The 23,598-nt window shown below is 62.7% G+C and carries 33 protein-coding genes and 1 pseudogene; 2 read left to right on the top strand and 32 right to left on the bottom strand.

Annotation, left to right across the window (positions count from 1 at the left end):
- Window positions 1–7: 7 nt before the first annotated feature.
- The 3 genes and pseudogenes from PMI04_RS03310 to PMI04_RS03300 all read right to left on the bottom strand — a co-directional run bounded on the left by PMI04_RS03310 (window position 8) and on the right by PMI04_RS03300 (window position 1,906).
- Window positions 8–562, bottom strand: coding sequence for a hypothetical protein (locus tag PMI04_RS03310; RefSeq protein ID WP_283184847.1), 555 nt, complete (start codon window positions 560–562; stop codon window positions 8–10).
- Window positions 563–623: 61 nt separating this feature from the next.
- Window positions 624–1,306, bottom strand: a pseudogene (locus tag PMI04_RS21260) (hypothetical protein).
- A 213-nt stretch (window positions 1,307–1,519) separates the two neighbouring features.
- The gene (locus PMI04_RS03300; protein ID WP_007707829.1) at window positions 1,520–1,906 is read right to left on the bottom strand and encodes a PH domain-containing protein; all 387 of its coding nucleotides are present in this window, start codon (window positions 1,904–1,906) and stop codon (window positions 1,520–1,522) included.
- Between the two features lie 157 nt (window positions 1,907–2,063).
- Between PMI04_RS03300 and PMI04_RS03295 the strand changes: the two genes are divergently transcribed.
- Window positions 2,064–2,624, top strand: coding sequence for a hypothetical protein (locus PMI04_RS03295; RefSeq protein WP_007707833.1), 561 nt, complete (start codon window positions 2,064–2,066; stop codon window positions 2,622–2,624).
- Between the two features lie 13 nt (window positions 2,625–2,637).
- Here the strand turns inward: PMI04_RS03295 and PMI04_RS03290 are convergent, their stop codons facing one another.
- The 3 genes from PMI04_RS03290 to lepA form a co-directional block, all read right to left on the bottom strand.
- Window positions 2,638–4,620, bottom strand: coding sequence for an oleate hydratase (locus PMI04_RS03290; protein WP_007707836.1), 1,983 nt, complete (start codon window positions 4,618–4,620; stop codon window positions 2,638–2,640).
- A gap of 197 nt (window positions 4,621–4,817) precedes the next feature.
- Window positions 4,818–5,303, bottom strand: a complete 486-nt coding sequence (locus tag PMI04_RS03285; protein WP_238535892.1) for a hypothetical protein — start codon at window positions 5,301–5,303, stop codon at window positions 4,818–4,820.
- Between the two features lie 4 nt (window positions 5,304–5,307).
- The gene (gene lepA, locus PMI04_RS03280; RefSeq protein ID WP_007707842.1) at window positions 5,308–7,116 is read right to left on the bottom strand and encodes a translation elongation factor 4; all 1,809 of its coding nucleotides are present in this window, start codon (window positions 7,114–7,116) and stop codon (window positions 5,308–5,310) included.
- Between the two features lie 161 nt (window positions 7,117–7,277).
- Between lepA and PMI04_RS03275 the strand changes: the two genes are divergently transcribed.
- Window positions 7,278–8,045 carry a CsgG/HfaB family protein gene (locus PMI04_RS03275; RefSeq protein WP_007707844.1) on the top strand — a complete coding sequence of 256 codons (768 nt, stop codon included), beginning with the start codon at window positions 7,278–7,280 and terminating at the stop codon, window positions 8,043–8,045.
- 49 nt (window positions 8,046–8,094) lie between these two features.
- On the opposite strand, the gene PMI04_RS03270 is transcribed toward PMI04_RS03275, so the two are convergent.
- The 26 genes from PMI04_RS03270 to tuf form a co-directional block, all read right to left on the bottom strand.
- Window positions 8,095–9,141 (bottom strand): acyltransferase, encoded by a 1,047-nt coding sequence (locus PMI04_RS03270; protein WP_007707847.1) that lies wholly within the window; start codon window positions 9,139–9,141, stop codon window positions 8,095–8,097.
- A gap of 133 nt (window positions 9,142–9,274) precedes the next feature.
- Window positions 9,275–9,823 carry an SRPBCC family protein gene (locus tag PMI04_RS03265; protein WP_007707850.1) on the bottom strand — a complete coding sequence of 183 codons (549 nt, stop codon included), beginning with the start codon at window positions 9,821–9,823 and terminating at the stop codon, window positions 9,275–9,277.
- Between the two features lie 34 nt (window positions 9,824–9,857).
- Complete coding sequence (locus PMI04_RS03260; protein ID WP_007707855.1) at window positions 9,858–10,514, bottom strand: adenylate kinase; 657 nt, start codon at window positions 10,512–10,514, stop codon at window positions 9,858–9,860.
- Between the two features lie 47 nt (window positions 10,515–10,561).
- A complete protein-coding gene (gene secY / locus PMI04_RS03255) occupies window positions 10,562–11,908 on the bottom strand; it encodes a preprotein translocase subunit SecY (RefSeq protein WP_007707857.1) in 1,347 nt (448 codons plus the stop codon).
- Window positions 11,909–12,099: 191 nt separating this feature from the next.
- Complete coding sequence (gene rplO, locus PMI04_RS03250) at window positions 12,100–12,633, bottom strand: 50S ribosomal protein L15 (RefSeq protein WP_007707861.1); 534 nt, start codon at window positions 12,631–12,633, stop codon at window positions 12,100–12,102.
- A gap of 137 nt (window positions 12,634–12,770) precedes the next feature.
- On the bottom strand, window positions 12,771–12,950 hold the full coding sequence (gene rpmD / locus PMI04_RS03245; protein WP_007707864.1) for a 50S ribosomal protein L30: 180 nt from the start codon (window positions 12,948–12,950) through the stop codon (window positions 12,771–12,773).
- A gap of 5 nt (window positions 12,951–12,955) precedes the next feature.
- Complete coding sequence (gene rpsE, locus PMI04_RS03240; RefSeq protein ID WP_007707866.1) at window positions 12,956–13,672, bottom strand: 30S ribosomal protein S5; 717 nt, start codon at window positions 13,670–13,672, stop codon at window positions 12,956–12,958.
- Between the two features lie 2 nt (window positions 13,673–13,674).
- A complete protein-coding gene (gene rplR / locus PMI04_RS03235) occupies window positions 13,675–14,040 on the bottom strand; it encodes a 50S ribosomal protein L18 (RefSeq protein ID WP_007707869.1) in 366 nt (121 codons plus the stop codon).
- A 1-nt stretch (window position 14,041) separates the two neighbouring features.
- Complete coding sequence (rplF, locus tag PMI04_RS03230) at window positions 14,042–14,575, bottom strand: 50S ribosomal protein L6 (RefSeq protein ID WP_007707874.1); 534 nt, start codon at window positions 14,573–14,575, stop codon at window positions 14,042–14,044.
- Window positions 14,575–14,970, bottom strand: coding sequence for a 30S ribosomal protein S8 (rpsH, locus tag PMI04_RS03225; RefSeq protein ID WP_007707877.1), 396 nt, complete (start codon window positions 14,968–14,970; stop codon window positions 14,575–14,577). Before rpsH ends, rplF begins: the two co-directional genes overlap by 1 nt.
- A 12-nt stretch (window positions 14,971–14,982) precedes the next feature.
- Window positions 14,983–15,288 carry a 30S ribosomal protein S14 gene (gene rpsN / locus PMI04_RS03220; RefSeq protein WP_007707881.1) on the bottom strand — a complete coding sequence of 102 codons (306 nt, stop codon included), beginning with the start codon at window positions 15,286–15,288 and terminating at the stop codon, window positions 14,983–14,985.
- Window positions 15,289–15,341: 53 nt separating this feature from the next.
- A complete protein-coding gene (gene rplE, locus PMI04_RS03215; protein ID WP_007707884.1) occupies window positions 15,342–15,917 on the bottom strand; it encodes a 50S ribosomal protein L5 in 576 nt (191 codons plus the stop codon).
- Window positions 15,917–16,228 (bottom strand): 50S ribosomal protein L24, encoded by a 312-nt coding sequence (rplX, locus tag PMI04_RS03210; protein WP_007707886.1) that lies wholly within the window; start codon window positions 16,226–16,228, stop codon window positions 15,917–15,919. The genes rplE and rplX overlap by 1 nt, the downstream gene beginning before the upstream one ends.
- The gene (gene rplN / locus PMI04_RS03205; RefSeq protein ID WP_007707889.1) at window positions 16,228–16,596 is read right to left on the bottom strand and encodes a 50S ribosomal protein L14; all 369 of its coding nucleotides are present in this window, start codon (window positions 16,594–16,596) and stop codon (window positions 16,228–16,230) included. Before rplN ends, rplX begins: the two co-directional genes overlap by 1 nt.
- 168 nt (window positions 16,597–16,764) lie before the next feature.
- Window positions 16,765–17,028, bottom strand: coding sequence for a 30S ribosomal protein S17 (rpsQ, locus tag PMI04_RS03200; RefSeq protein ID WP_007707892.1), 264 nt, complete (start codon window positions 17,026–17,028; stop codon window positions 16,765–16,767).
- A 12-nt stretch (window positions 17,029–17,040) separates the two neighbouring features.
- Entirely contained in the window at window positions 17,041–17,244 is a 204-nt protein-coding gene (gene rpmC / locus PMI04_RS03195; RefSeq protein WP_007707894.1) for a 50S ribosomal protein L29, read from the bottom strand.
- A gap of 3 nt (window positions 17,245–17,247) precedes the next feature.
- Window positions 17,248–17,679, bottom strand: coding sequence for a 50S ribosomal protein L16 (rplP, locus tag PMI04_RS03190; RefSeq protein WP_007707896.1), 432 nt, complete (start codon window positions 17,677–17,679; stop codon window positions 17,248–17,250).
- Between the two features lie 23 nt (window positions 17,680–17,702).
- A complete protein-coding gene (gene rpsC / locus PMI04_RS03185; RefSeq protein ID WP_007707898.1) occupies window positions 17,703–18,398 on the bottom strand; it encodes a 30S ribosomal protein S3 in 696 nt (231 codons plus the stop codon).
- A 4-nt stretch (window positions 18,399–18,402) separates the two neighbouring features.
- On the bottom strand, window positions 18,403–18,789 hold the full coding sequence (rplV, locus tag PMI04_RS03180) for a 50S ribosomal protein L22 (protein ID WP_004208717.1): 387 nt from the start codon (window positions 18,787–18,789) through the stop codon (window positions 18,403–18,405).
- Window positions 18,789–19,064, bottom strand: a complete 276-nt coding sequence (gene rpsS / locus PMI04_RS03175; protein ID WP_007707899.1) for a 30S ribosomal protein S19 — start codon at window positions 19,062–19,064, stop codon at window positions 18,789–18,791. Before rpsS ends, rplV begins: the two co-directional genes overlap by 1 nt.
- Before the next feature lie 5 nt (window positions 19,065–19,069).
- A complete protein-coding gene (rplB, locus tag PMI04_RS03170) occupies window positions 19,070–19,906 on the bottom strand; it encodes a 50S ribosomal protein L2 (protein ID WP_007707901.1) in 837 nt (278 codons plus the stop codon).
- Between the two features lie 10 nt (window positions 19,907–19,916).
- Entirely contained in the window at window positions 19,917–20,231 is a 315-nt protein-coding gene (locus PMI04_RS03165; protein WP_007707903.1) for a 50S ribosomal protein L23, read from the bottom strand.
- Window positions 20,224–20,847 carry a 50S ribosomal protein L4 gene (gene rplD / locus PMI04_RS03160; protein ID WP_007707906.1) on the bottom strand — a complete coding sequence of 208 codons (624 nt, stop codon included), beginning with the start codon at window positions 20,845–20,847 and terminating at the stop codon, window positions 20,224–20,226. Before rplD ends, PMI04_RS03165 begins: the two co-directional genes overlap by 8 nt.
- A 2-nt stretch (window positions 20,848–20,849) precedes the next feature.
- Window positions 20,850–21,605, bottom strand: a complete 756-nt coding sequence (rplC, locus tag PMI04_RS03155; RefSeq protein ID WP_007707908.1) for a 50S ribosomal protein L3 — start codon at window positions 21,603–21,605, stop codon at window positions 20,850–20,852.
- Between the two features lie 273 nt (window positions 21,606–21,878).
- Window positions 21,879–22,187, bottom strand: coding sequence for a 30S ribosomal protein S10 (gene rpsJ / locus PMI04_RS03150; protein WP_004208724.1), 309 nt, complete (start codon window positions 22,185–22,187; stop codon window positions 21,879–21,881).
- Window positions 22,188–22,331: 144 nt separating this feature from the next.
- Window positions 22,332–23,522, bottom strand: a complete 1,191-nt coding sequence (tuf, locus tag PMI04_RS03145) for an elongation factor Tu (RefSeq protein ID WP_007707911.1) — start codon at window positions 23,520–23,522, stop codon at window positions 22,332–22,334.
- Window positions 23,523–23,598: the final 76 nt, after the last annotated feature.

Here is a 23,598-nt window from a genome sequence, read left to right as displayed (position 1 = left end):
TTACGCTCTAGCGCGGACTTGCAGGACAGACGCTGCGCAGCGCCACTCGGCTTCTGTCCCCGGCATAACGGCGGTAGCCGCGCCAGGCGGCGGCGACTCGCTGGGCGGACGTGCCATGGCCATCCATGCTCCAATGCTGGTCCCCCGACACATGGTTGGATGCCGCAAATTGTTCGACCGTCGAACCCGGCTGGCCGATACCGCGCAGGAACAGGCCGGCCAGGCAGTCGGCCTGCAGTTCCGCTGCGGTCCCGTCGACATCGCCCTGCACCATATGGCCCCATTCATGGGCCAATATGCCGGTCGCCGCCCAGCCGCCATAACGGCGGGCGATCGCGTCGAGCCAGGACTGGTCTACCATCACCCTGCCCCGCTCCGGCTCCGCATAGGCATCCTCGCTACCATCGGGCAGGCGGCACAGGCGGACGGTGCGTCCCCAAAAAGCGTTGAGGGCCGCAACATCTTCCATTGCATGGGGCACCGGCACACAGCGCGCGCGCGCCTGCGCAACCGATGACGCAAACAACAGCATGGCCAGGATCAGGCAGACACGGCGCGGCATGACCGGAACCATAACCGATCGACGGCGCCGCGCTATCGGGGGCTTTCCCGATGGAGGGGGCTTATAATTCCAGCCCGATCAACGTGCCGCTGCCGATACGATCGACATAGCGCTTGCCGTCGATCTGCAACCAGTCAGGCGTCACTTCCAGCTTTCGACCATGGATGGTGGTCCGCAAATGCTCGACCGCGATGCGATTCCGCGCCACGATCCGCAACACGCACAGGCCATCGCCTCGCGTGGCCATCATCGAATAGCGATCCCCGCGCAGCAGGAAGTGCCAGCTTCCGTCATTGGGTTTCCATTCATTGCCGTCGATCAGCTGGACGGGTGTCCCGTCCGCAGCGCCCAGCCGCACGCTGATACGCGTGGCCCCATTGCTCCGCCGCGGTGGCGCAAAGATCAGGATCGGTTCGCCCTCGACCGTGATCGGGATCGGCGTGTCGCGCAACAGCCGCGATCCCCCACGATCAACTGAGGCAATTCATTGGAAAAAGGCAGCCGATCCCGCGCGAAATGGCGCTGACGCACCACCGGATTCGCGTGGAAGCTATGCACCTGATTGGGAGTCAGCCGCCCCTCCTCCACCAGGCCGTGACAGGTTGGGCACAGGAGCGTCGCCCCCGGCCCGTCGGGCAGCCCAAGATAACGATAGATTGTTACCCCGCACCGCACACAGGCAAAGCCACAGGCCTGGCGGACCTCGGCGCGCTGGTCGACCGTCAACTCCGGCAAAGACGGCATCACTCGCAAGCCCACCATTCGAGACGACCCCTTATCGTGCCGTCCGCTACACAGCGGGCCGGCAATGTTCCAACGGCGTCCTCTTGCTTGGTGGGAAACTCTGCCGGCTCCCTGTGCCCTATGGTTGAAATAAATCGGCCCAAGTCAAGGGCTAGGATAGAATCGTCCGTCGCAAAATCCGTATGGCGCGACGGAAAATGTGCCGATCGACGCTCAGCGCTGAGGCAGCAGGTCCAGGTTGCGGGCGGCCGCGATCGCGCGAATCCGGCCTGGGCGCGGCATGTTCCTGATCGCAATTTCCGCTACGTCACCGGCGCTGAACAACTCGACATTGCCGACATCGAAGATGCGCTGCCCCAGCGTCTGGGTGATGCGTACACTGCGAATGCTCGACAGGGCGATTTCCGTCCGCTGCTTGGCCAGCAAACCGCGTTCCATCAACACTTCACGTTCGCTGAGCGCCAGCCGCTCGCCCTTGTGCAAAATCCACCACACCCCGATCGCCAGGATGCCGATCACCGAAATCAGCAGCAGCAGAAACAGGAAGGGATGCGCCCGGACCATCGCCGGATGCTCGTCATACAGCCATGGTTCGCTCATGCCGCCGTCCCTTCGCCTTGGCCCTGCCCCGTTCTTCACCATGGTGTCGGGCCAGCGTCAAGACATCTGCAACGGCTGATCCGAAGGCACCACCATGTGGTTAACTGAAAATTTCTTAAACGATGCTAGGCGGATGGCCTCGATTGGGGAATGACGCATGGCACAAAGCCTCTATGAAATGGGTGACCAGTCACCGGGTCGGAAGGATGCCTGGCTGAACGACATGGATGAGCGACGCACGGGCATCTTGCCGCTGCGCATGCTGCTGGTCGCGTTGCTCCTGGGCGCCGTACTGCTGTTGACAGTGCGCAATGTCCTGCCCGGCGGCGATGCCAGCGCGGCGCAGCCGGCAATCGATGCGCCGACCACGATCTCGACCCGCTTTGCGGCATGCGACGAGATGGATGGCCAGGCCTGCATATTGTCGGCCGACAGCTATGCCTATCAGGGCCGTCGCTATCATCTCGCCGACATCAGCGCCCCGCATGTCGAAGGCGCACGCTGTCCGGCCGAGGCGGATCAGGCCCGGCGCGGCCGCACCGCCTTGCAGGCGATGCTGAACGGCGGCCCGTTCGAGGCACGCGCAGACACCGCCGACACCGACCCCGGCGCGCGCCTGCTGATGCGCGACGGGGTGTCGCTGGGCCAGCTGATGATTCTCAAGGGCTATGCTCGCCCCTGGTCGAACACGCCACTGGACTGGTGCACCGGCGGATAGGCGCCGCCGGACTCTAGCCCCTGGGCGGTACCAGACTGTCCCTGACCCGTTCCAGCCAGCCGCCGATCACGCCCAGCGCCTGCCCGCCCTTGCCCAGCAAAGCGCCCAGTTCGCGCTCCGCCGCTTCCCGCGTGCCGTGGTCCCGATCGGGCAGCGGTGGCAGGATATGGGCATAATAAGTCTTGCCAAGCAGCCGATGGAGCAGCCGTTCGCCCGGGAAAGGCTCGCCATTGTTCAGCGCCCGTGCAGCCTTCAGCAATGCGCGGATATCATATTGCGTCGGGCTGATGTCGGGCACCTGCTTACGCAGCCCCAGAAGCGTATAGACCGCCACGCGCGCGGTTCGGATCGAGCTGTCCATGGTGAAGATGATGTCGTTCGACGTTTCGACAAACTGCCCCATCAGGCCCAGATTGACGCAGCCGGCCGGCACCACATGCGGTCGGTCGCCGGCCGCGCGGGGCATGAACATCGCGGTGATATAGGGCATCAGGGCCAGCCGCGTCTTGGTATTGGCGACCACGGCCTCGATCTGGTCCGCGATGCCCAGATGATGGCAGAGTTCCTCCAATATCTCCCGCCCGGTACAAGCAGGCATCGGCTTGGCGACGCGATTGCCGTCCTTGTCCATCAGCAGTGCGTAGACCCACAGGACCAGCACATCCTTGGGCTGGTCGGGGAAATGCGGCTGGCGGTTGCAGGTGACGCTCAGCACCCAGTTGGAATCGGTGAAGGTGATGATACCCCCGGTCACCGTCCGCCCGGAATAGGGATCGTTGACCGACAATTGCTTCAGCCGTTCCACCAGCGGCGACGGCCTGCAGGTCAGGGTCACCGATTCCCACATCGACCGGTCGGTATCGCCATAGAATTTCTCCGGCTTGCCGAACAAGGGCGACTGCTGCGCCAGATTCTTCCACAAGGCCCAGTCGCTGTCGGCCCCCGGCTCATGGCGCCCCCGCTCCAGCACGGGCGCATGATCCATGTCGCCATAGGCGGTGCCCTCGGTCATCGATCCGGTCAGCGCGAACACGACATCCTTCTCCGCCACCGGCATGACCTGGTCGATGCCGTCGATCCGGGCGTGGATGCCGGTGACGATACGGGTATCGCCCGCCACCCGCATGGCGAGATCATAGGCGCGGGTGCCGAACTGCACCTTTACCCCGCGCGCCTTGAGATGGTCGACCAGCGGCCGCACAAAGCTGTCGAACTGGTTATATTTGGGGAAGACCAGTGCCGACATGTCGGCCAGCCCGTCGATCGCATCGAGGAATCGGTGCATATAGAGCTTCATTTCGAGCAGGCTGTGCCAATTCTCGAAGGCGAACATCGAGCGCCACAGAAACCAGAAATTGGTCTCCAGGAAATCGGCGCTAAAATATTGCTCGATCGTGATGTCGTCCAGATCCTCCTTGCGCTTGAGCATCAGGCGGATCAGTTCCCATTGCTGCGACCGGGTCAGGCCGAGAGTCGCGAAATCACGAATCTCGCCCTGGCGGTGCATCAGCCGTGCCTTGGAGAAATTGGGGTCATTGTCGTTGACCAGCCGATATTCGTCCAGCACGCTATAGCCTTCGGGCAGCTCGAGCGCCTGGACGTCCTGGAACATGTCCCACAGATTGTCATAATTCCAGTTCATCTCGCGTCCGCCGCGGATGATATAGCCGTCCTCGGCATTGCCCGCGCCGTCGAGCGAACCGCCTTCGATCTGCAACGCGTCGAGGATGGTGATGTCCTCACCCGCCATGCCGCCATCGCGGATCAGGTAGAAGGCGGCGGCCAGCCCCGCGATGCCGCTGCCGATGATCCAGGCCTTGCGCCCCGCCACCGACTGCCCGGGTACCGGGCGGTTGCGCATATAGGCGCCCATCATGTCCGGAGGCGGCAGCATATTGTCGGCGCGATTGTGCCAATAAGCGGCGGTGGCATCGGCCTCAACCACGAAGGGCGTGGAAGACGGCTGGTCGGAAGGGGTGGCAGCCTTGTCGGTCATGGGGACTCCTCGGATGGCTGGAGCAGCGGAGAGGCGCCCGACGACGCCTGTTCGGCACCGCTGGACACGCGCCGGGCTTTGCGATGACAGGCCAATAACGGGCGAGCCCGCATCGGGTGCCCTGCCCTAGCATGATGGTCGTCGCGCGGAACTGCGTGGAAACCCCTATGTGCCGGGATGACCGCCCCACTGCCCCGTCAGAGTCGTTGCGCCAGTTTCCCCTGCAAGGCGGTCAGCACTTCGCCGGCCAGCCGCGCATAATCCGCGCAGGCACGCTGCATCGCGGTTTCGGACCCCGCATCCCGCAATTGGCCGAAACAATGCCGGTTCTGGGCCGCGCGCATTTGGCGCAGGCGCGCGCGCCTGTCGCCGGCCAGCCCCAACTGTGGGCCGGTACGGCGCCAGGCCTCAGCCGCGCTGTAAATCCGCCGTCCCGGATGCACGCCAGGGTCGTGCCCCGCCGCCGCCCCCAGCCGATCAATTCGGCCCGCCTCGACGATCAGGTCGGTCAGGAACAGATCCAGTTCCCGCAGCCCATTGCCGATCAGCCGGGCCGACATGGCGTCGCGCCGTCGAACAGCGGCGATGGGACAGCGATCCAGCGACATGCCGTTCGCCAGGAAGGCGGCAGCCCGCTCTATCTGTGCGACCCGCCCCGCAATCGGTACGCAGCGGTCGCCCATCGGATCAGCTTTCGTCGCCCATCCGCAGCGCGGCGATGAAGGCTTCCTGCGGAATCTGGACGCTGCCATATTCGCGCATCCGCTTCTTGCCTTCCTTCTGCTTGTCGAGCAGCTTCTTCTTGCGGCTGATGTCGCCGCCATAGCATTTCGCCGTCACGTCCTTGCGCATCGCCGCGATCGTCTCGCGCGCGATCACCTTGCCGCCGATCGCCGCCTGGATCGGAATCTTGAACAGATGGCGGGGAATCAGATCCTTCAGCCGCTCGCACATGCCGCGGCCGCGCGATTCGGCGGTGCCGCGATGGACGATCATGCTCAGCGCATCGACCGGCTCCGAATTGACCATGATGCTCATCTTGACCAGATCGCCCGATCGATAGCCGATCTGGTGATAGTCGAAGCTGGCATAGCCCCGGCTGATCGACTTCAATCGATCATAGAAATCGAACACCACTTCGTTGAGCGGCAGTTCATAGGTCACCTGCGCGCGGCCGCCGACATAGGTCAGATTCTTCTGGATGCCACGCCGGTCCTGGCACAGCTTCAGGATGCTGCCCAGATATTCGTCCGGGCAGTAGATCACCGCCTCGATCCAGGGTTCCTCGATCTCGTCGATCTTGGTGGGGTCGGGCATGTCGGCCGGATTGTGCAGCTCGATCTCGCCCGCGCCATAGGTCAGCTGGATCTTGTAGACGACCGACGGCGCGGTGGTGATGAGATCGAGGTCATATTCGCGGGTCAGCCGTTCCTGAATGATCTCCAGATGGAGGAGGCCCAGGAAGCCGCAGCGGAAGCCGAAGCCGAGCGCGGCGCTGCTCTCCATCTCGAAGCTGAACGAGGCGTCGTTGAGCCGCAGCTTGGAGATGCTGTCGCGCAGCTTGTCGAAATCATTGGCGTCGACCGGGAACAGGCCGCAGAACACCACCGGCTGCACTTCCTTGAAGCCTGGCAACGGCGTCGTCGCGCCATTCTTGACCGTGGTGATGGTGTCGCCCACGCGGGTCTGCGCGATTTCCTTGATCTGCGCGGTGATGAAGCCGATCTCGCCCGCCGCCAGTTCGGGCAGTTGCTCGATCTTGGGCCGCATGCAGCCGACCCGGTCGATCAGATGTTCGGTGCCGCCGATCATGAACTTGATCGCCTGGCCCTTCTTGATGACGCCGTTGACGACGCGCACCAGGATGACCACGCCCAGATAGGGGTCGTACCAGCTGTCGACCAGCATCGCTTCCAGCGGCGCGTTGCGATCGCCCTTGGGCGGCGGAATCTTGGTAACGATGGCTTCCAGGATATCGTCGATGCCGATGCCCGACTTGGCGCTGGCCAGCACCGCTTCGGATGCGTCGAGGCCGATCACTTCCTCGATCTCGGCGCGCACCTTTTCCGGCTCCGCGGCGGGCAGGTCGATCTTGTTGAGCACCGGCACGATCTCATGATCATGCTCGATCGACTGATAGACGTTCGCCAGCGTCTGCGCTTCCACGCCCTGCGCGGCGTCGACGACCAGCAGCGCGCCCTCGCACGCGGCGAGCGAGCGCGACACCTCATAGGCGAAGTCGACATGGCCCGGCGTGTCCATGAGGTTGAGCTCATAGGTCTCGCCATTCTTGGCGGTATAATCAAGACGCACGGTCTGCGCCTTGATCGTGATGCCGCGCTCTTTCTCGATGTCCATATTGTCGAGTACCTGCGCGCTCATCTCGCGGTCGGTCAGGCCGCCGGTACGCTGGATCAGGCGATCGGCCAGGGTCGACTTGCCATGGTCGATATGGGCGATGATCGAGAAATTACGGATATGGCTAAGATCGGTCATCGGCGCCCGATAGCAGCAGTTTCAGGCTATGTCAGCAGGATCGCGCATGCGTCGGGGCGGTTCCCCTTGCTTGGCCCCTTCTTGCCGCTGTGATAGGCTGCGCCGAAAATATCCGGGGCGCTCCACTTTCTCTCGATCAGACAAGGAACGGGGTTCTTACGATGCGTGTATTGAAGATGTTGGCCGCAGTTGCGGTCTGCCTTGGGCCGCCCCTGCCGCAGGCGATGGCGGCCCCCGGCTCATCGGCCCGACAGGAACAGACGAAGAAGCAGGCGGAAATTCCCCATTGCACCAAGCGCCTGGGTACCGTCGCCATCGTCGAACCCGACAATCAGTGGTGGCGCGAACTCAATCTGGGCAGCCCCGAGGCGATCCTGAAAATCTTCGTCCAGCAGTCGGGCTGTTTCGGCCTGGTCAATCGCGGCCGATCGATGGCGAACCGCAACATGGAACGCGCCATGGCCGATAATGGCGAACTGCAGGCCGGCAGCAATCTGGGCAAGGGCCAGGTCAAGGCTGCGGACTATTTCCTGGAACCGGACATCGTCTCGTCCAACCGCAACAGTGGCGGTAATTCCCTTGGCGGCGTACTGGGCGGGTTCATGGGCGGCAGCACCTGGGGTCGGCTCGCCGGCGGCATCAACGTCAAGAAGAGCGAGGCCAATGTCACGCTTTCGGTCGTCAATGCCCGCACGACCGAGGAAGAGGCGCTGACGGAGGGTTATGCCCGCAAGTCCGACTTGAGCTTCAACGCCAGCGGCGGCGCGAGCTGGTGGGGCGGCTTTGCCGGGGCCGGCGGCGGGGGCTATCAGAATACGGAGATCGGCCAGGTGATCGTGCTCGCCTATCTCGACGCCTATACCAAATTGGTGACCCAGCTGGGTGGCCTGCCGGACAATGCGGCGGCAGCCGCCCCGGTCGCGCAATAAGCCAGGCCAAGACGAGGGCATTGCCGATGTCGGCAATGCCCTCGTTCCTTCAGGTGCCGCTCGGCGCGGTCTCCGCGATCGCTGATGGCGCCGGGCGATGGCGCTTCCACCAGCGCAGGATCATCTCGCCGGCGGGCCGCTCGACCAGACGGTTGATCAACGTCCCCAATGTCAGCGCGACCAGGAAGGCGGCGGCAAAGCCGATCCAGGGGCTGTAGCCCGCCTTGGCGATTTCCAGCATGACGACGAAGCCGACATGCTGATGAATGAGATAGAAGCTGTAGCTGATCCCGCCCATCCAGACGAGCGGACGCAGCGCCAGCCAGCGCAGCCGGTTGCGGATCAGCGCGGCAAAGATCGCCATCAGCACACAGGCGACGACTGTCACATCCCATGTTTCCATGGTCGCCACCGACAGCAGCGCCAGCCCGGCATAGGGTGACTGCTGGCGCCAGCTGCGTTGTCCCGCCCAAATGCGGTAGGCCAGCATGCCGATCACGAAAAAGGGCGTGTAGCGCAGCACCAGCAGCATCACGACCCGTTCGGGCACGATGTCGGGCCACAGATACATCAGCCAGCGCAACGCCAGCCAGGCGACCAGCATGGGCTCCAGATGCTTGAGCCCAATCCATTTCCAGATCGATATCATACAGAAATAGAAGGCGATCTCCACCGTCAGCGTCCAATAGGCGCCATCGACTTCCGGGATGAAGGCAAAGCCCTGGAGCATGGTGAGATTGGCGAGGATCGCGAACGGGCCGACCAATAACTGAGTCGCCTGCGCCAGATACTCGATCGACAGGGTGACCAGCATCGCGACCAGATAGGCCGGATAGAGCCGGGCGAAGCGGTTGACGATGAAATCGGCCACCGTGCCGATGCGATCGAGGGTGAAGAAGATCGCGAAGCCCGAAATGGTGAAGAACAGCAGAACGCGGTAATTGCCCCCCGGAAAGCTGAAGGGGACATGACTGGCCTGCGGGAACAACTCGTGGAAGCGGGTCGAATAATGAAAGACCAGCACGCACAGCGCGCCGATGCCCCGCAGCGCATCCAGCTCCGTTAACCTTGTGCGCTTGGATGGGGTACCGATCATGATGCTGCATAGCAATATTGCAGCAACGAATCCGCCCTTTTCGTAGTTAACCCCTGCTCCAAATCCGGATTCCGATCACTCGGCGCGCGTCAATCGCACTTTCGACCAGCAGGATATGGTGAATATGTCCGCATCAATGCGGACGCGCATCCGCGACTCGCTTCAGCCCGGCCATTTGCTCGGACAGAACCTTGTCCACGATTGGCGCGATCGATTGCCTCCCGCCCCGCATATAGCCACCCACTGCATAGGATAGGGTGATGCGCGTGCCCTGCCCGGCCGGCGTCAGCCGAAAATCCAATATGCCCGTCACCGGATCGGCCTGCAGCGGCCCCAGGCTGCCGATCAGCCGCAACTGCCGCCCCGGCGCGGCATAGACGACATGGGCGTGCTCGACACTGCCGCCGCCCTTCTCGCCATCCCCCCACGTCTCGCAAAAGCAGCCTCCAGCGCGGGGATCCAGGCGCAAATTCCGTGCGTCGCCGCTATAGGTGTGGGCACTGCTCCACCAGCGATCGGGTGCCGCGATCAGCGCATAGGCTGCCTGGGGCGCCAGCAGCACATCGACACTCGATTCCACGACAAAGCCGGCATCGCTGCTGGCGGTGACCCTCCCCTGTCCGGGTGTCACCGCCAGCGCCATGCCGGCGCCTGCCATCATCCATGTCAAGAAACGACGCATCTTTCCTCCCCGCCTGAACGGGGCAGAAACTAGCTCACACCGTCGCTGCGGCCAATATCGCTGCGATCGCAGCAGTCACGTCGTTCATGTCCGCCATGCCATCGACCCGCGACACGATGCCGCGCGCCTCGTAGATCGGCAGGATCGGTGCGGTCTTGGCGCGATATTCGGCCATGCGAGTACGCACCGTTTCCTCATTGTCGTCAGGCCGGCGCTTGAATTCATGGCCGCCGCACTTGTCGCAGGTGCCTTCGACCTTGGGCTGCTTGAAGATGTCATGATAGCCCGTGCCACAGGTGGCACAGGTGAAACGCCCGGTGATGCGCTCGACCAGCGCATCCTCGTTCACTTCCAGCTCGATCACATGATCCAGGCTGCGGCCGCGATCGGCCAGGATGGTATCCAGCGAATGGGCCTGGGCCTCGGTACGCGGATAGCCGTCGAAGATCACGCCGGTATCGACCGGCAGCGCGTCCAGCGCCTCGCCGATGATGCCCGACACGACCTCGTCAGGGACCAGCGAGCCCGATTCCATCAACGCCTTGGCCTGCAGGCCGACCGGCGTGCCCGCCTTTACCGCCGCCCGCAGCATGTCTCCGGTCGACAGCTGCACCATGCCACGATCATCCACCAGGCGCGTGGCCTGCGTGCCCTTGCCGGCGCCCGGAGGGCCAAGCAGAATGATATTCATTGCGCGCATTCTCCCCTTATTCTTGCGCTCGCCGGTCTGCGCGCCCTTTAGCGCAGACGCCCCTTCAGCTTCGCCTTCTTGATCAGATCCCCATATTGATGGGCCAGCAGATGGCTCTGGATCTGGGTCACGGTGTCGACCGTAACATTGACGACGATCAGCAGGCTAGTCCCACCAAGGTAGAAGGGAATTCCCGCCCGGGCGATGACGAATTCCGGCACCAGGCAGATGAAGGCCAGATAGGCGGCACCAATCACCGTGATGCGCGTCAGCACATAATCCAGGTAATTTTCGGTGTTCTTGCCCGGCCGGATGCCCGGAATGAAACCACCATTGCGCTTCAGATTGTCGGCCGTCTCTTCCGGATTGAACACCACTGCGGTGTAGAAGAAGCAGAAGAAGACGATGCCCAGGCCATAAAGCGCCATATAGACCGGACTGCCATGCGCCAGATACTGGTTCAGGGTCAGCACGAAATCGCCAAGCTTGCTCTCACCGGCGACCGTCTGGCCCATGAACTGCGAGATGGTCAGCGGCAGCAGCAGCAGCGAGCTGGCGAAGATCGGCGGGATCACGCCTGCGGTATTGACCTTCAGCGGCAGATGGCTGCGATCGGCCTGCATCAGGCCCTGACGCGTCTGGCGCTTGGGATACTGGATCAGCACCCGACGCTGCGCCCGTTCCATGAAACAGATGAACGCGATCAGGCCAAAGCCCAGTACGAGAACCAGGAAGATCAGCAGGCCCGAGATCGCACCTGTGCTGCCCGACTTGAACAGGTTGCTGAGCGTCACCGGCAGCTGGGCGACGATGCCCGCCATGATGATGAGCGAAGTGCCGTTGCCGATACCGCGCGAGGTGATCTGTTCACCCAGCCACAGCAGGAACATGGTGCCGCCGATCAGCGAGATGATCGCCGAAACCACAAACAGCATACCCGGATCGACAACAACGCCCTGCGCCTGCCAGTTGGCGGCGGCAGCATAGCCCTGGATCGCGGTCAGCGCGACCGTGCCATAACGGGTATATTGGTTGAGCTTCTTGCGCCCGCTTTCGCCTTCCTTCTTGATCGCGGCGAGCTGCGGCGACAGCGACGCGCCCAGCTGCACCACGATCGACGCCGTGATGTACGGCATGATGCCCAGCGTGATAAGGCTCGCGCGCGACAATGCACCACCCGAAAAGGTGTTGAAGATGTCGAGGATGCCACCGGTCGATCTTTGCGACCATGCGGCAAGCGCGGTCGGATCGATACCCGGCAGCGGCACGAAGCTGAGGAAGCGGAAAACGATCAGTGCGCCCAGGGTGAACCACAGGCGCTTCTTGAGGTCGGTCGCCTGGCTGAACTTCGCGAGGCTGAGGTTGGATGCGAGCTGGTCGGCTCTCGATGCCATGGTGGCTGCCCTTCAAATCATTCTTGCCGGGGCCAGTGCCCCGTGGCGGAATCGCTAACCCCTTAGCGGGGCGGGAAGGTCGTGTCGAACGGGAGTTGCCGCCGATGCGACGAACCTGCTCCCCCCGATACGCATAGCCCCGCCAACCCATATCGGGCAGCGGGGCCGTGCTTGCAAGTCTCGGGCGAGACTTAGGCCTTGTGAGCAGCCTTCTTGGCGGCAAGGGCGGTGCCCTTCTTCGCCTTGGCCTTCTCGGCAGCAGGAACGACCTCGATCACGTCGAGCTTGCCACCAGCCTTCTCGACCGCTTCGACGGCGCTCTTCGAGGCACCGGCGACGAGGAAGCTGACCTTGGCGGTCAGTTCACCCTTGGCGAGAACGCGCACGCCATCCTTGCCACCACGGGCCAGGTTGGCTGCCTTCAGTGCGGCATGATCGATGACGGCGGCAGCGTCGAGCTTGCCGGCGTCGATCGCGACCTGCACTTCACCCAGGTTCACGATCGCATAATCGTTGGCGAAGATGTTGTTGAAGCCGCGCTTCGGAATGCGCATGTGGAGCGGCATCTGACCGCCCTCGAAGCCGTTGATGCTGACGCCCGAACGTGCCTTGGCACCCTTCTGGCCGCGACCGGCGGTCTTGCCCTTGCCCGAGCCGATACCGCGGCCGACGCGCATGCGGCCCTTGCGGGCACCGGCATTGTCGTTGATTTCGTTCAGTTTCATATGTTGCACTCGCTTTCGCTTTTGGCGCGCTGATTCCCATCGGAATCATCTAAAGGAAGCGCCCGTTAGCGCCTCCGCTGAAAAAACGAAAGAGGGGTTTCCCCCTCTTTCGCTCTTATTCGTCGGGTCGAAAGGGCTTAGCCCTCGACGACCTGTACCATGTGGGGGAGCTTCTTGATGGCGCCGCGGACTTCCGCAGTGTCTTCCAGCTCGACCACGCGATGCATCTTGCCAAGGCCCAGACCGATCAGAATCTTCTTCTGAGCTTCGGGGCGGCGGATCGGCGAACCGATCTGCTTGATCTTGATCTTCGCCATGTCAGTTACTCCGCAATCGCTTCGGCGTCAGCCTGGGCAACCTCGGCCGAGGCACCACCGCGACGCAGAAGATCGGCGATCTTCTTGCCACGACGCTGCGCCACTGCCTTGGGGCTGGTCTGTTCGCCCAGAGCGGCAAAGGTCGCCCGGATCATGTTGTAGGGGTTCGACGTGCCGTTCGACTTGGTCACGACGTCAGCGACGCCGAGGCTTTCGAACACGGCGCGCATCGGACCACCGGCGATGATACCCGTACCGGCCGGAGCCGAACGCACGGTGACCTTGCCAGCGCCGAAATGGCCCAGACCGTCATGATGCAGGGTACGGCCTTCCTTCAGCGGAACGCGAACCATCGCCTTCTTGGCCGAAGCGGTCGCCTTGCTGATGGCTTCAGGCACTTCGCGTGCCTTGCCATGGCCGAAACCGGCGCGGCCCTTGCCGTCGCCGACGACGACCAGAGCAGCGAAACCGAAGCGCTTACCGCCCTTGACGGTCTTCGAGACGCGGTTGATGTGAACCAGCTTCTCGATCAGCTCTTCGCCCTGCTCCTCATCGCGGTTGCCGCGACGGTCGTCGCGACGGCCACGGCCGCCACGCTCGCCACGGTTGCGATCGCCGCCGCTGCGGTTGCCACGGCCACGGCCAGGACCACGACCTTCGGTCGGTGCCGCCTCGGCGCCCTCGACGGGTGCGACGACTTCGTTGGTGTTTTCGTCAGCCATGATCAGAACTCCAGCCCGCCTTCGCGGGCGGCATCGGCCAGCGCCTTGACGCGGCCATGGAACAGGAAGCCACCACGGTCGAACACGACCTTGGTAACACCAGCGGCGGTTGCCGCAGCGGCAACACGCTTGCCGACATCGGCAGCGGCTTCGGAGGAGGCGCCGGTCTTGCCCAGAGCCTTCGAACCCACATCCTTGTCCAGGGTCGAAGCGGCGGCGACGGTGGTACCGGCGACGTCGTCAATGACCTGGGCGTAGATGTGACGGCCCGAACGATGGACGCTGAGGCGGGGCTTGTGGCCCGAAACTGCCTTGAGCGCGGTGCGAACGCGGCGACGACGCCGCGCGAAGAGGGAAAGCTTTGCCATCTTACTTCTTCTTCCCTTCCTTGCGGAAGATGAACTCGCCGGCATATTTGATGCCCTTGCCCTTATAGGGCTCAGGCTTACGCCAGCGACGGATCTCGGCAGCGACCTGGCCGACCTGCTGCTTGTCGATGCCGCTGATCTCGACCGTGGTGTTATCCGGGGTCTTGATCTCGATCCCTTCGGGGATCGCGAAATCGACGTCATGGCTGTAGCCAAGCTGCAGCTTCAGGGTCTTGCCCTGCGAATTGGCGCGATAGCCGACACCGGTGATGAGCAGCTTCTTGGAGAAGCCCTCGGTCACGCCGGTGATCAGGTTCTGGATCAGCGTACGCTGCATGCCCCAGAACGCACGTGCACGCTTGCCGTCATTGGCAGGCTTCACGGCGATCGAACCTTCTTCGATGGTGTAGGTCACTTCGTCGGCCAGCGGAATGGCGAGGGTGCCCTTGGGACCCTTCACCGAGAGCTGACCGCCTTCGATCGATGCGGTCACGCCCGCAGGGACGCTGACCGGCTTCTTACCGGTACGGCTCATCAGAACACCTCCGCCAGCACTTCGCCGCCGACATTCTGTTCACGCGCTTCCGCGTCGGACAGAACACCCTTGGGCGTCGAGACAATGGTGATGCCCAGGCCGTTGCGGATCACCGGAAGTTCCTTGGAACCCGAATAGACGCGGCGGCCAGGCTTGGACACGCGGGCGACATGCTTGATCGCCGGCTGGCCTTCGAAATATTTCAGCTCGATGCGCAGGCCAGGGTGCTTGCCGAGGGCTTCCTCGGAATAACCACGGATATAGCCTTCGCGCTGCAGCACGTCGAGCACACGGGCACGCAGCTTGGAAGCGGGGGACACAACGCTGTCCTTCTTCGCCTGCTGGCCGTTGCGGATGCGGGTGAGCATATCACCCAGGGGATCGGTCAATGCCATCTCAAATGATCCTTACCAGCTCGACTTGGTGACGCCGGGGATCAGGCCCTTGTTGGCCAGATCACGCAGCTGCACGCGGCAGAGGCGGAATTTGCGGTAGTAAGCGCGGGGACGCCCCGTCAGTTCGCAGCGGTTCCGAACGCGGGTCGGGTTGCCGTTGCGGGGGATCTCCGCCATCTTCAGACGCGCGATCAGACGATCGCTGTCATCGGCCGCGGTATCATTCGCGATCGCCTTGAGCTTCGCATAACGGCCGGCATATTTCTTCACCAGCTTCTTGCGGCGCTCGTTCTTGTTGATCGAACTCAGTTTCGCCATGACTTAAGTTCTCTTCCTTAGCTAAAGCGTTGGGAGAGAAGCGGGGCCTGCACTCAGGCCGCCTGCTTCTCTTCTTCCTGCGGGAAGGGGAAGCCGAAGAGGCGCAGCAGTTCGCGCGCTTCGTCGTCCGTCTTCGCGGTGGTGGTCACGATGATGTCCATGCCGCGCACCTTGTCGACGCGGTCATAGCTGATCTCGGGGAAGATGATCTGCTCCTTGATGCCGAAGGCATAGTTGCCACGGCCGTCGAAGCTCTTCGGGTTGAGACCACGGAAATCGCGCACGCGCGGCAGGGCGATGTTGATCATGCGATCAAGGAATTCATACATGCGCTCGCGGCGCAGCGTGACCTTGGCACCGATCGGCATGCCTTCACGCAGCTTGAACTGCGCGATCGACTTCTTCGCCTTGGTGATGACCGGCTTCTGGCCGGCGATCAGTTCCATTTCCTCGGCCGCCGAAGTGACCTTCTTCTTGTCCTGGGTCGCTTCGCCCACGCCCATGTTGAGCGTGATCTTTTCGATCCGAGGGATTTCCATGACGTTCTGGTAACCGAACTTCTCGGTCATCGCTTTCACGATTTCAGCGTCATACTGCGCCTTCGAGCGCGGAATGTACTTGTCAGCCATTACAGCACCTCACCGGACTTGACGGCAACGCGGACCTTCTGGCCGTCGCGGTCCTCAAAACGGACGCGAGTCGGCTTGCCATCCTTGTCGGCGACAGCCACGTTCGAAATGTGCAGCGGGGCCGGCTTGCGCTCGATGCCACCCTGCGGGTTCGACTGGTCGGGCTTGCGATGCTTGGCATGCACATTGATGCCCTCGACCAGGACCTTGTCGTCCTTGGGGAGCATCTGCAGGACGGTGCCGGTACGGCCCTTGTCCTTACCAGCCAGCACGACGACCTTGTCGCCCTTCTTGATCTTGGCAGCGCTCATTACAGCACCTCGGGAGCAAGAGAGATGATCTTCATGTGCTTCTTGGCGCGCAGCTCGCGAACGACCGGGCCAAAGATACGGGTGCCGATCGGCTCCTCGTTCTTGTTGACCAGGACGGCGGCATTGCCGTCGAAGCGGATGACCGAACCGTCTGCACGGCGGATATCCTTTGCGGTGCGAACGATGACCGCGCGATGCACGTCACCCTTCTTCACCTTGCCGCGCGGCGCGGCTTCCTTGACGGAGACGACGATGATGTCGCCCACGCTGGCGAAGCGACGCTTCGACCCGCCCAGCACCTTGATGCACTGGACGCGCTTGGCGCCGCTGTTGTCAGCGACGTCAAGATTGGATTGCATCTGGATCATGGATCCGGTTCCTTCTTATTTGGCCTACCGGGACTATCCCGGCGGTTCCGAATTTCGTGTGCCGACCCGGTGAATCGAAATGCACGAAGCGCGGGCCTGTAACCCTTTCCGATGGAAAAGGCCAGCCCCGCGTCCGAACTTTTTCGACCCGAAGGGTCAGTGACTGCGTCAGGCGGCCGCTTCGGGCGCCTTGTGCGTGTCCACGCGCTCGATGACCTTCCAGGTCTTCAGCTTGGAAATCGGGGCGGTCTCCTCGATGCGGACCGTCTCGCCTTCCTTGTAGACATTGCCCTCGTCATGGGCATGGTACTTCTTCGAGCGGCGAATGATCTTGCCGTAAAGCGCATGCTTAACCTTGCGCTCTACACGAACCACCACCGTCTTGTCGGTCTTGTCGGAAACCACCGTTCCCGTCAGCACGCGCTTGGGCATCGTGTGTTTCCTTTACTTCGCGGCCGAGCGGTTACGCTCGGTCTGCAGGGTCTTGATCTGCGCGATCGAACGGCGGACTTCCTTGACCCGGCTGGGCTTTTCCAGCTGGTTGGTAGCCGCCTGGAAACGCAGATTGAACTGCTCGCGCTTCAGGTTGTTCAGTTCGGTCGACAGTTCGTCGTCCGTCTTGGTCTTCAGATCAGCAACATTGGCCATTGCTTAACCCTCCAGATGCGAGGTGTCGCCGAGGCGGGCAACGACCTTCGTCTTGATGGGCAGCTTCATCGCGGCGCGCGAGAAGGCCTCTGCTGCGAGCGGACCGGGAACGCCGTCCAGTTCGAACAGGATGCGGCCGGGGGCGACGCGTGCCGCCCAATATTCGACCGAACCCTTGCCCTTGCCCTGACGGACTTCAGCCGGCTTCTTGGTGACCGGTACGTCGGGGAACACGCGGATCCACAGACGGCCCTGACGACGGATGTGACGCGTGATCGCACGGCGGGCCGCTTCGATCTGGCGTGCGGTGATCCGCTCGGGCTCCATGGCCTTGAGACCGTAGGAACCGAAATTCAGTGCGGTGCCACCCTTGGCGTCGCCCTTGATCCGGCCCTTGAAGGTCTTGCGGAACTTCATCTTCTTCGGTTGCAGCATGACGCTTTACCTACCTTCTATCTTCAGCGCGCCGGGCGCACGCCGGAGGTCTGAGCCTCCAGCATCAGCCGGTCGGTAGCCATCGGATCATGACCAAGGATTTCGCCCTTGAAGATCCAGACCTTGATACCGCACACGCCATAGGCGGTGTGGGCTTCGGCTTCGGCATAGTCGACGTTCGCACGCAGCGTATGCAGCGGAACGCGGCCCTCACGGTACCATTCGACACGCGCGATCTCTGCACCGCCCAGACGGCCGCCGCAGGTGATCTTGATGCCTTCGGCACCCAGACGCAGCGCCGACTGCACCGCACGCTTCATCGCCCGGCGGAACGCAACGCGGCGTTCCAGCTGGTCGGCAATGCCCTGCGCGACGAGACGGCTGTCGATTTCCGGCTTGCGGATTTCGACGATGTTCAGCGACACGTCGGACGAGGTGAACTGCGCCAGCTTCTTGCGAAGCTTTTCGATGTCAGCGCCCTTCTTGCCGATGATGACGCCCGGACGGGCGGCATAGATCGACACGCGGCACAGCTTGGCCGGACGCTCGATCACGACCTTGGAGATCGCGGCCTGCGGCAGGTTCTTGACGATATACTGACGGATCTTGAGATCTTCCAGCAGCAGACGGCCATAGTCGGCGCCTTCGGCGTACCAACGGCTGTCCCAGGTGCGGTTGATCTGAAGACGCAGACCGATCGGATTGCTCTTGTGACCCATGTGCTTACGCCTCCGCTTCTTCGCCAGCTTCACGCACGACAATGCGCACGCGGCTGAAGGGCTTGAGGATCCGGGTCGACTTGCCGCGGCCGCGGGCATGGAAGCGCTTCAGGGTGAAGCTCTTACCCACCGATGCTTCGGCCACGACGAGCGCGTCGACGTCCAGATTGTGGTTGTTTTCCGCGTTGGCGATGGCCGAAGCCAGCACCTTGCGCACGTCGACCGCCATCGCCTTCTTCGAGAAGGCGAGGATGTTCAGCGCGTCCTCGACCTTGCGGCCGCGGATGAGCGTGGCAACCAGGTTCAGCTTCTGGGCCGAACCACGGATCTGCGTGCCAACGGCCAGGGCCTCATTGTCGGCGACGCGACGGGGAGCCTTTTCCTTGCTCATTAGCGCTTGCCCTTCTTGTCGGCAGCGTGGCCGGGGAAGAAGCGGGTCGGGGCGAATTCGCCCAGCTTGTGACCCACCATATCCTCGTTCACGGAGACCGGAACATGCTTGCGGCCGTTATAGACGTTGAACGTCAGGCCAACGAACTGCGGCAGGATAGTGGAACGACGCGACCAGGTCTTGATCGGCGCACGGCCACCGGCGTCCTGCGCGGTTTCCGCCTTCTTCAGAAGGCTGAGGTCCACGAACGGACCTTTCCAGACGGAACGAGCCATCTCGCTTACCTCTTCTTCTTCGCGTGGCGGCTACGGATGATGAACTTGTCCGTCGCCTTGTTGTGGCGGGTGCGTGCACCCTTGGTCGGCTTGCCCCAAGGCGTGACCGGATGACGGCCGCCCGAGGTCCGGCCTTCACCACCGCCATGCGGGTGATCGACCGGGTTCTTGGCAACACCGCGGGTCAGCGGACGAATGCCGTTCCAACGGTTGCGGCCTGCCTTGGCGAGGTTGGTGTTGCCATTGTCGGGGTTCGACACGGCGCCAACGGTGCCCATGCAGTCCGAGCGGATGTAGCGCTGTTCGCCCGAGGACAGGCGGACCATCACCATGCCGCGATCGCGACCGACCAGCTGGGCATAGGTGCCCGCCGACCGGCAGAGCTGACCGCCCTTGCCCGGCTTCATCTCCACATTGTGGATGATGGTGCCGACCGGCATCTGGCCCAGTTCCATGGCGTTGCCCGGCTTCACGTCGGTCTTCTTGCCCGCGATGACCTTGTCACCGGGCGCCAGGCGCTGCGGTGCCAGGATATAGGCCTGGGTGCCATCGGGATAGTTGACCAGCGCGATGAACGCGGTGCGGTTGGGGTCATATTCCAGACGCTCGACCGTACCCTCGACATCCCACAAGCGACGCTTGAAGTCGATGATGCGATAACGCTGCTTGTGACCGCCACCGATGCCGCGCGAGGTCACATGACCCTTGTTGTTGCGGCCACCGGTCTTGCGCTTGCCTTCGGTCAGCGCCTTGACGGGCTTGCCCTTGTGCAGGCTGGACTTGTCGACGAGGATCAGGCCGCGCTGTGCGGGGCTCGTCGGGTTATAGTGCTTGAGTGCCATCTATCCCGCCTCAGATACCGGTGGTGACGTCGATGGACTGGCCTTCGGCCAGCGTCACGATCGCCTTCTTGAAGTCCGAACGCTTGTAGGGCTTGCCCTTCCAGCGCTTGACCTTGCCCTTCTGCACCAGCGTGTTGACCGCCTTCACGGTCACGCCGAACAGGGCCTCGACAGCTGCCTTGATCTCCGGCTTGGACGCGTCGTTCGCGACCTTGAAGACAACGGCGTTGTTTTCGGAGAGAAGCGTCGACTTCTCGGTGATGACCGGGGCGACAACCACGTCATAATGACGGTTGGCGACGGTCGCTGCTTCCTTCTTAGCCATTGAAGCGGGCCTCCAGCTTTTCGACCGCGGCGCGGGTCAGCACCAGCGAATCGGCCTTCAGGATGTCGTAAACGTTGGCGCCGACGGCCGGCAGCAGGTTCACGCCGATGATGTTGGCCGAAGCCTTGGCGAAGCTGACATTCACGGCGTCGCCGTCGATGAACAGCACCTTGTTCAGGTTCAGCTTGGCAAGGTTCGCGACCAGCGCCTTGGTCTTGCCTTCGGCAACGTCCAGGCTGTCGATGATGAACAGCGAACCGTCCTTCACCTTCGACGACAGCGCCATCTTCAGACCCAGCGCGCGAACCTTCTTGTTCAGCGAGGGGTTGAAGTCGCGGACGCGGGCACCGTGAGCCTTACCACCGCCGATGAAGACGGGAGCGCGGCGATCGCCGTGACGAGCCGTACCGCCGCCCTTCTGGCGACCGAACTTCTTGCCGGTGCGCGCAACGTCGGAACGCTCACGCGTACCGCGAGCGGTGCCGCGACGCTTTTCGAGCTGCCAGGTGACGACGCGGTGCAGGATGTCGGCGCGGGGCTCAAGGCCGAACACGGCATCGTTGAGCTCCAGTTCGCCGGCGGCCTGCGCGTCGAGGGTCTGTACATTGACCTTCATGATTAGCCCTCCTGGCCTTCGGTCGCTTCGGGAGCAGCCGCTTCTTCAGCAGGCGTCTCGGCCGGAGCATTGTTGCTGTTCGCGGCAGCCTTCAGGCTGGCGGGATACGGAACGTCGGCGGGGCGCTTCACCTTGACGGCGTCGCACACGGTCAGCCAGGTGCCCTTGGCGCCCGGAACCGAACCCTTGACGAACAGCAGACCGCGCTCGACGTCCGTACGGACGATTTCGAGATTCTGCTGGGTCCGCTCGCGATCACCCATGTGACCGGCCATCTTCTTGTTCTTGAAGACGCGGCCCGGATCCTGACGGTTACCCGTCGAACCATGGGCACGATGGCTGATCGACACGCCGTGCGTGGCGCGCATACCGCCGAAGCCCCAACGCTTCATGGCACCGGCAAAACCCTTACCCTGGGTGTGACCAGCGACGTCGACCAGCTGGCCGGCGATGAAATGGTCAGCGGCGATTTCGGCGCCGACATCGAGGAGCGCATCCTCGGCGACACGGAATTCGACCAGACGGGCCTTGGGCTCCACCTCGGCCTTGCCGAAATGGCCGCGCTGCGGCTTGGCGACATTCTTCGCCTTGGCAACACCGGCACCGAGCTGCACGGCGATATAGCCGTCACGATCGGTTTCCTTGCGTGCCACGACCTGGTTGCCCTCGAGCGCGAGGACAGTGACGGGGACATGACGTCCATCGTCCTGAAACAGGCGGGTCATCCCGACTTTCTTAGCGATCACGCCAGTGCGCATCACCGATTACTCCCATAGAGGCCCGCCATAGCAGCGGGCGTATCCAACGAAAAAACCGCTCAGGATCTCTCCTTCGCGGCCCAACCCAATATGTAGATCACCCCGTCCGGGTTGGATGCCACCCCCTCTCGGGGACAGCGACGGGGGACCAGGACCACGGCCTCAGGCCATGCGGTATCCCTTGTGTCGTTTGAGCTTCCGCCCCCCAAAAGAATAGAGAGCCGGAATACCCGATACCCTGCCAACCTTTCGAGAAGGCAGGGACTTGCCGGCTTAGGCCAGCTTGATTTCGACGTTCACGCCGGCAGCCAGGTCCAGCTTCATCAGCGCGTCGACCGTCTGCGGCGTCGGCTGCACAATGTCAAGCATACGCTTGTAGGTGCGGACCTCGAACTGCTCGCGCGACTTCTTGTCGATGTGCGGCCCACGGTTGACCGTGAACTTTTCGATGCGCGTCGGCAAAGGAATAGGACCGCGAATGAGGGCGCCGGTACGACGGGCGGTTTCGGCGATGTCGCCGGTTGCCTGATCGAGCACGCGATGATCGAACGCCTTAAGGCGAATGCGGATGTTGCTGTCCATTTTCCTACCGATGCGAAAGAGCCAAAAAACAAAACCGCCCCACTCATTGCCCTTCTAGCTCGTTCGAGCCGGAGAAAGGCGATCCGGGGCGGTGAAAATTCCGAGCGGCGCGAATCAGATGATTCGCGCCGCTGCGGTCCTATATTACTTCGAGATCGTTCCGACAACCCCTGCGCCGACGGTACGACCGCCTTCACGGATGGCGAAGCGCAGACCCGAGTCCATCGCGATCGGAGCGATCAGCTTGACGCCGAGCTTCACGTTGTCGCCAGGCATGACCATTTCGGTGCCCTCGGGGAGGATCACTTCGCCGGTCACGTCGGTGGTGCGGAAGTAGAACTGCGGACGATAGTTGGCGAAGAACGGCGTGTGACGGCCACCTTCGTCCTTCGACAGCACATAGACTTCAGCGTCGAATTCGGTGTGCGGAGTGACCGAACCGGGCTTGGCCAGAACCTGACCACGCTCGACGTCTTCACGGCCCACGCCACGAACCAGCGCGCCGATGTTGTCGCCTGCACGACCTTCGTCGAGCAGCTTGCGGAACATTTCGACGCCGGTGACGGTGGTCTTGCGGGTGTCGCGGATGCCGACGATCTCGACTTCTTCACCAACCTTGACGATGCCGGTTTCGACGCGGCCGGTCACAACCGTACCACGACCCGAGATCGAGAACACGTCTTCGATCGGCATCAGGAAGGGCTTGTCAACCGGACGCTCCGGCTGCGGGATGAACTCGTCAACCGCAGCCATCAGCTTCAGAACGGCGTCATGGCCGATTTCCGGGGTCTTGTCCTGCAGGGCAGCAACAGCCGAACCCGGGATGACGGGGATGTTGTCGCCGTCGAAATCGTACGAGCTCAGCAGCTCGCGGATTTCCAGCTCGACCAGCTCGAGGATTTCGGCGTCGTCGACCAGATCGACCTTGTTCATGAACACGACCAGCTGGGGAACGCCGACCTGCTTGGCGAGCAGAATGTGCTCACGGGTCTGCGGCATCGGGCCGTCGGTGGCCGACACAACCAGGATCGCGCCGTCCATCTGGGCGGCACCGGTGATCATGTTCTTGACGTAGTCAGCGTGACCCGGGCAGTCGACGTGCGCGTAGTGACGGGCTTCGGTCTCATACTCGACGTGAGCGGTCGAGATGGTGATGCCACGCTCGCGCTCTTCGGGAGCCTTGTCGATGTTGTCGTACGAGGTGAAGGTCGCACCGCCGGTTTCGGCGAGAACCTTGGTGATCGCCGCGGTCAGCGAGGTCTTACCATGGTCAACGTGACCGATGGTGCCGATGTTGCAGTGCGGCTTATTCCGCTCAAACTTAGCCTTAGCCATTTTATCCTACCTTCTAATCAAAATCAGCTTGGGTCTGACCGCTCGGCCGCGCCTCGCGAAGGCGCGTCCATAGCAG

Origin of the sequence: Sphingobium sp. AP49, assembly GCF_000281715.2 — a bacterium.
Classification (GTDB): Bacteria; Pseudomonadota; Alphaproteobacteria; order Sphingomonadales; family Sphingomonadaceae; genus Sphingobium.
Note: the sequence above shows the minus strand (reverse complement) of the source record. Positions and strands in the feature narration are given on the sequence as shown.

Excerpts from the sequence above, each read along its gene's own strand:
- PMI04_RS03310 (WP_283184847.1), bottom strand. The coding sequence starts at position 562 with ATGCCGCGCCGTGTCTGCCTGATCCTGGCCATGCTGTTGTTTGCGTCA.
- PMI04_RS03300 (WP_007707829.1), bottom strand. The coding sequence starts at position 1,906 with ATGAGCGAACCATGGCTGTATGACGAGCATCCGGCGATGGTCCGGGCG.
- PMI04_RS03295 (WP_007707833.1), top strand. The coding sequence starts at position 2,064 with ATGGCACAAAGCCTCTATGAAATGGGTGACCAGTCACCGGGTCGGAAG.
- PMI04_RS03290 (WP_007707836.1), bottom strand. The coding sequence starts at position 4,620 with ATGACCGACAAGGCTGCCACCCCTTCCGACCAGCCGTCTTCCACGCCC.
- PMI04_RS03285 (WP_238535892.1), bottom strand. The coding sequence starts at position 5,303 with ATGGGCGACCGCTGCGTACCGATTGCGGGGCGGGTCGCACAGATAGAG.
- lepA (WP_007707842.1), bottom strand. The coding sequence starts at position 7,116 with ATGACCGATCTTAGCCATATCCGTAATTTCTCGATCATCGCCCATATC.
- PMI04_RS03275 (WP_007707844.1), top strand. The coding sequence starts at position 7,278 with ATGCGTGTATTGAAGATGTTGGCCGCAGTTGCGGTCTGCCTTGGGCCG.
- PMI04_RS03270 (WP_007707847.1), bottom strand. The coding sequence starts at position 9,141 with ATGATCGGTACCCCATCCAAGCGCACAAGGTTAACGGAGCTGGATGCG.
- PMI04_RS03265 (WP_007707850.1), bottom strand. The coding sequence starts at position 9,823 with ATGCGTCGTTTCTTGACATGGATGATGGCAGGCGCCGGCATGGCGCTG.
- PMI04_RS03260 (WP_007707855.1), bottom strand. The coding sequence starts at position 10,514 with ATGAATATCATTCTGCTTGGCCCTCCGGGCGCCGGCAAGGGCACGCAG.
- secY (WP_007707857.1), bottom strand. The coding sequence starts at position 11,908 with ATGGCATCGAGAGCCGACCAGCTCGCATCCAACCTCAGCCTCGCGAAG.
- rplO (WP_007707861.1), bottom strand. The coding sequence starts at position 12,633 with ATGAAACTGAACGAAATCAACGACAATGCCGGTGCCCGCAAGGGCCGC.
- rpmD (WP_007707864.1), bottom strand. The coding sequence starts at position 12,950 with ATGGCGAAGATCAAGATCAAGCAGATCGGTTCGCCGATCCGCCGCCCC.
- rpsE (WP_007707866.1), bottom strand. The coding sequence starts at position 13,672 with ATGGCTGACGAAAACACCAACGAAGTCGTCGCACCCGTCGAGGGCGCC.
- rplR (WP_007707869.1), bottom strand. The coding sequence starts at position 14,040 with ATGGCAAAGCTTTCCCTCTTCGCGCGGCGTCGTCGCCGCGTTCGCACC.
- rplF (WP_007707874.1), bottom strand. The coding sequence starts at position 14,575 with ATGAGCCGTACCGGTAAGAAGCCGGTCAGCGTCCCTGCGGGCGTGACC.
- rpsH (WP_007707877.1), bottom strand. The coding sequence starts at position 14,970 with ATGGCATTGACCGATCCCCTGGGTGATATGCTCACCCGCATCCGCAAC.
- rpsN (WP_007707881.1), bottom strand. The coding sequence starts at position 15,288 with ATGGCGAAACTGAGTTCGATCAACAAGAACGAGCGCCGCAAGAAGCTG.
- rplE (WP_007707884.1), bottom strand. The coding sequence starts at position 15,917 with ATGGCTGACAAGTACATTCCGCGCTCGAAGGCGCAGTATGACGCTGAA.
- rplX (WP_007707886.1), bottom strand. The coding sequence starts at position 16,228 with ATGAGCGCTGCCAAGATCAAGAAGGGCGACAAGGTCGTCGTGCTGGCT.
- rplN (WP_007707889.1), bottom strand. The coding sequence starts at position 16,596 with ATGATCCAGATGCAATCCAATCTTGACGTCGCTGACAACAGCGGCGCC.
- rpsQ (WP_007707892.1), bottom strand. The coding sequence starts at position 17,028 with ATGCCCAAGCGCGTGCTGACGGGAACGGTGGTTTCCGACAAGACCGAC.
- rpmC (WP_007707894.1), bottom strand. The coding sequence starts at position 17,244 with ATGGCCAATGTTGCTGATCTGAAGACCAAGACGGACGACGAACTGTCG.
- rplP (WP_007707896.1), bottom strand. The coding sequence starts at position 17,679 with ATGCTGCAACCGAAGAAGATGAAGTTCCGCAAGACCTTCAAGGGCCGG.
- rpsC (WP_007707898.1), bottom strand. The coding sequence starts at position 18,398 with ATGGGTCACAAGAGCAATCCGATCGGTCTGCGTCTTCAGATCAACCGC.
- rplV (WP_004208717.1), bottom strand. The coding sequence starts at position 18,789 with ATGAGCAAGGAAAAGGCTCCCCGTCGCGTCGCCGACAATGAGGCCCTG.
- rpsS (WP_007707899.1), bottom strand. The coding sequence starts at position 19,064 with ATGGCTCGTTCCGTCTGGAAAGGTCCGTTCGTGGACCTCAGCCTTCTG.
- rplB (WP_007707901.1), bottom strand. The coding sequence starts at position 19,906 with ATGGCACTCAAGCACTATAACCCGACGAGCCCCGCACAGCGCGGCCTG.
- PMI04_RS03165 (WP_007707903.1), bottom strand. The coding sequence starts at position 20,231 with ATGGCTAAGAAGGAAGCAGCGACCGTCGCCAACCGTCATTATGACGTG.
- rplD (WP_007707906.1), bottom strand. The coding sequence starts at position 20,847 with ATGAAGGTCAATGTACAGACCCTCGACGCGCAGGCCGCCGGCGAACTG.
- rplC (WP_007707908.1), bottom strand. The coding sequence starts at position 21,605 with ATGCGCACTGGCGTGATCGCTAAGAAAGTCGGGATGACCCGCCTGTTT.
- rpsJ (WP_004208724.1), bottom strand. The coding sequence starts at position 22,187 with ATGGACAGCAACATCCGCATTCGCCTTAAGGCGTTCGATCATCGCGTG.
- tuf (WP_007707911.1), bottom strand. The coding sequence starts at position 23,522 with ATGGCTAAGGCTAAGTTTGAGCGGAATAAGCCGCACTGCAACATCGGC.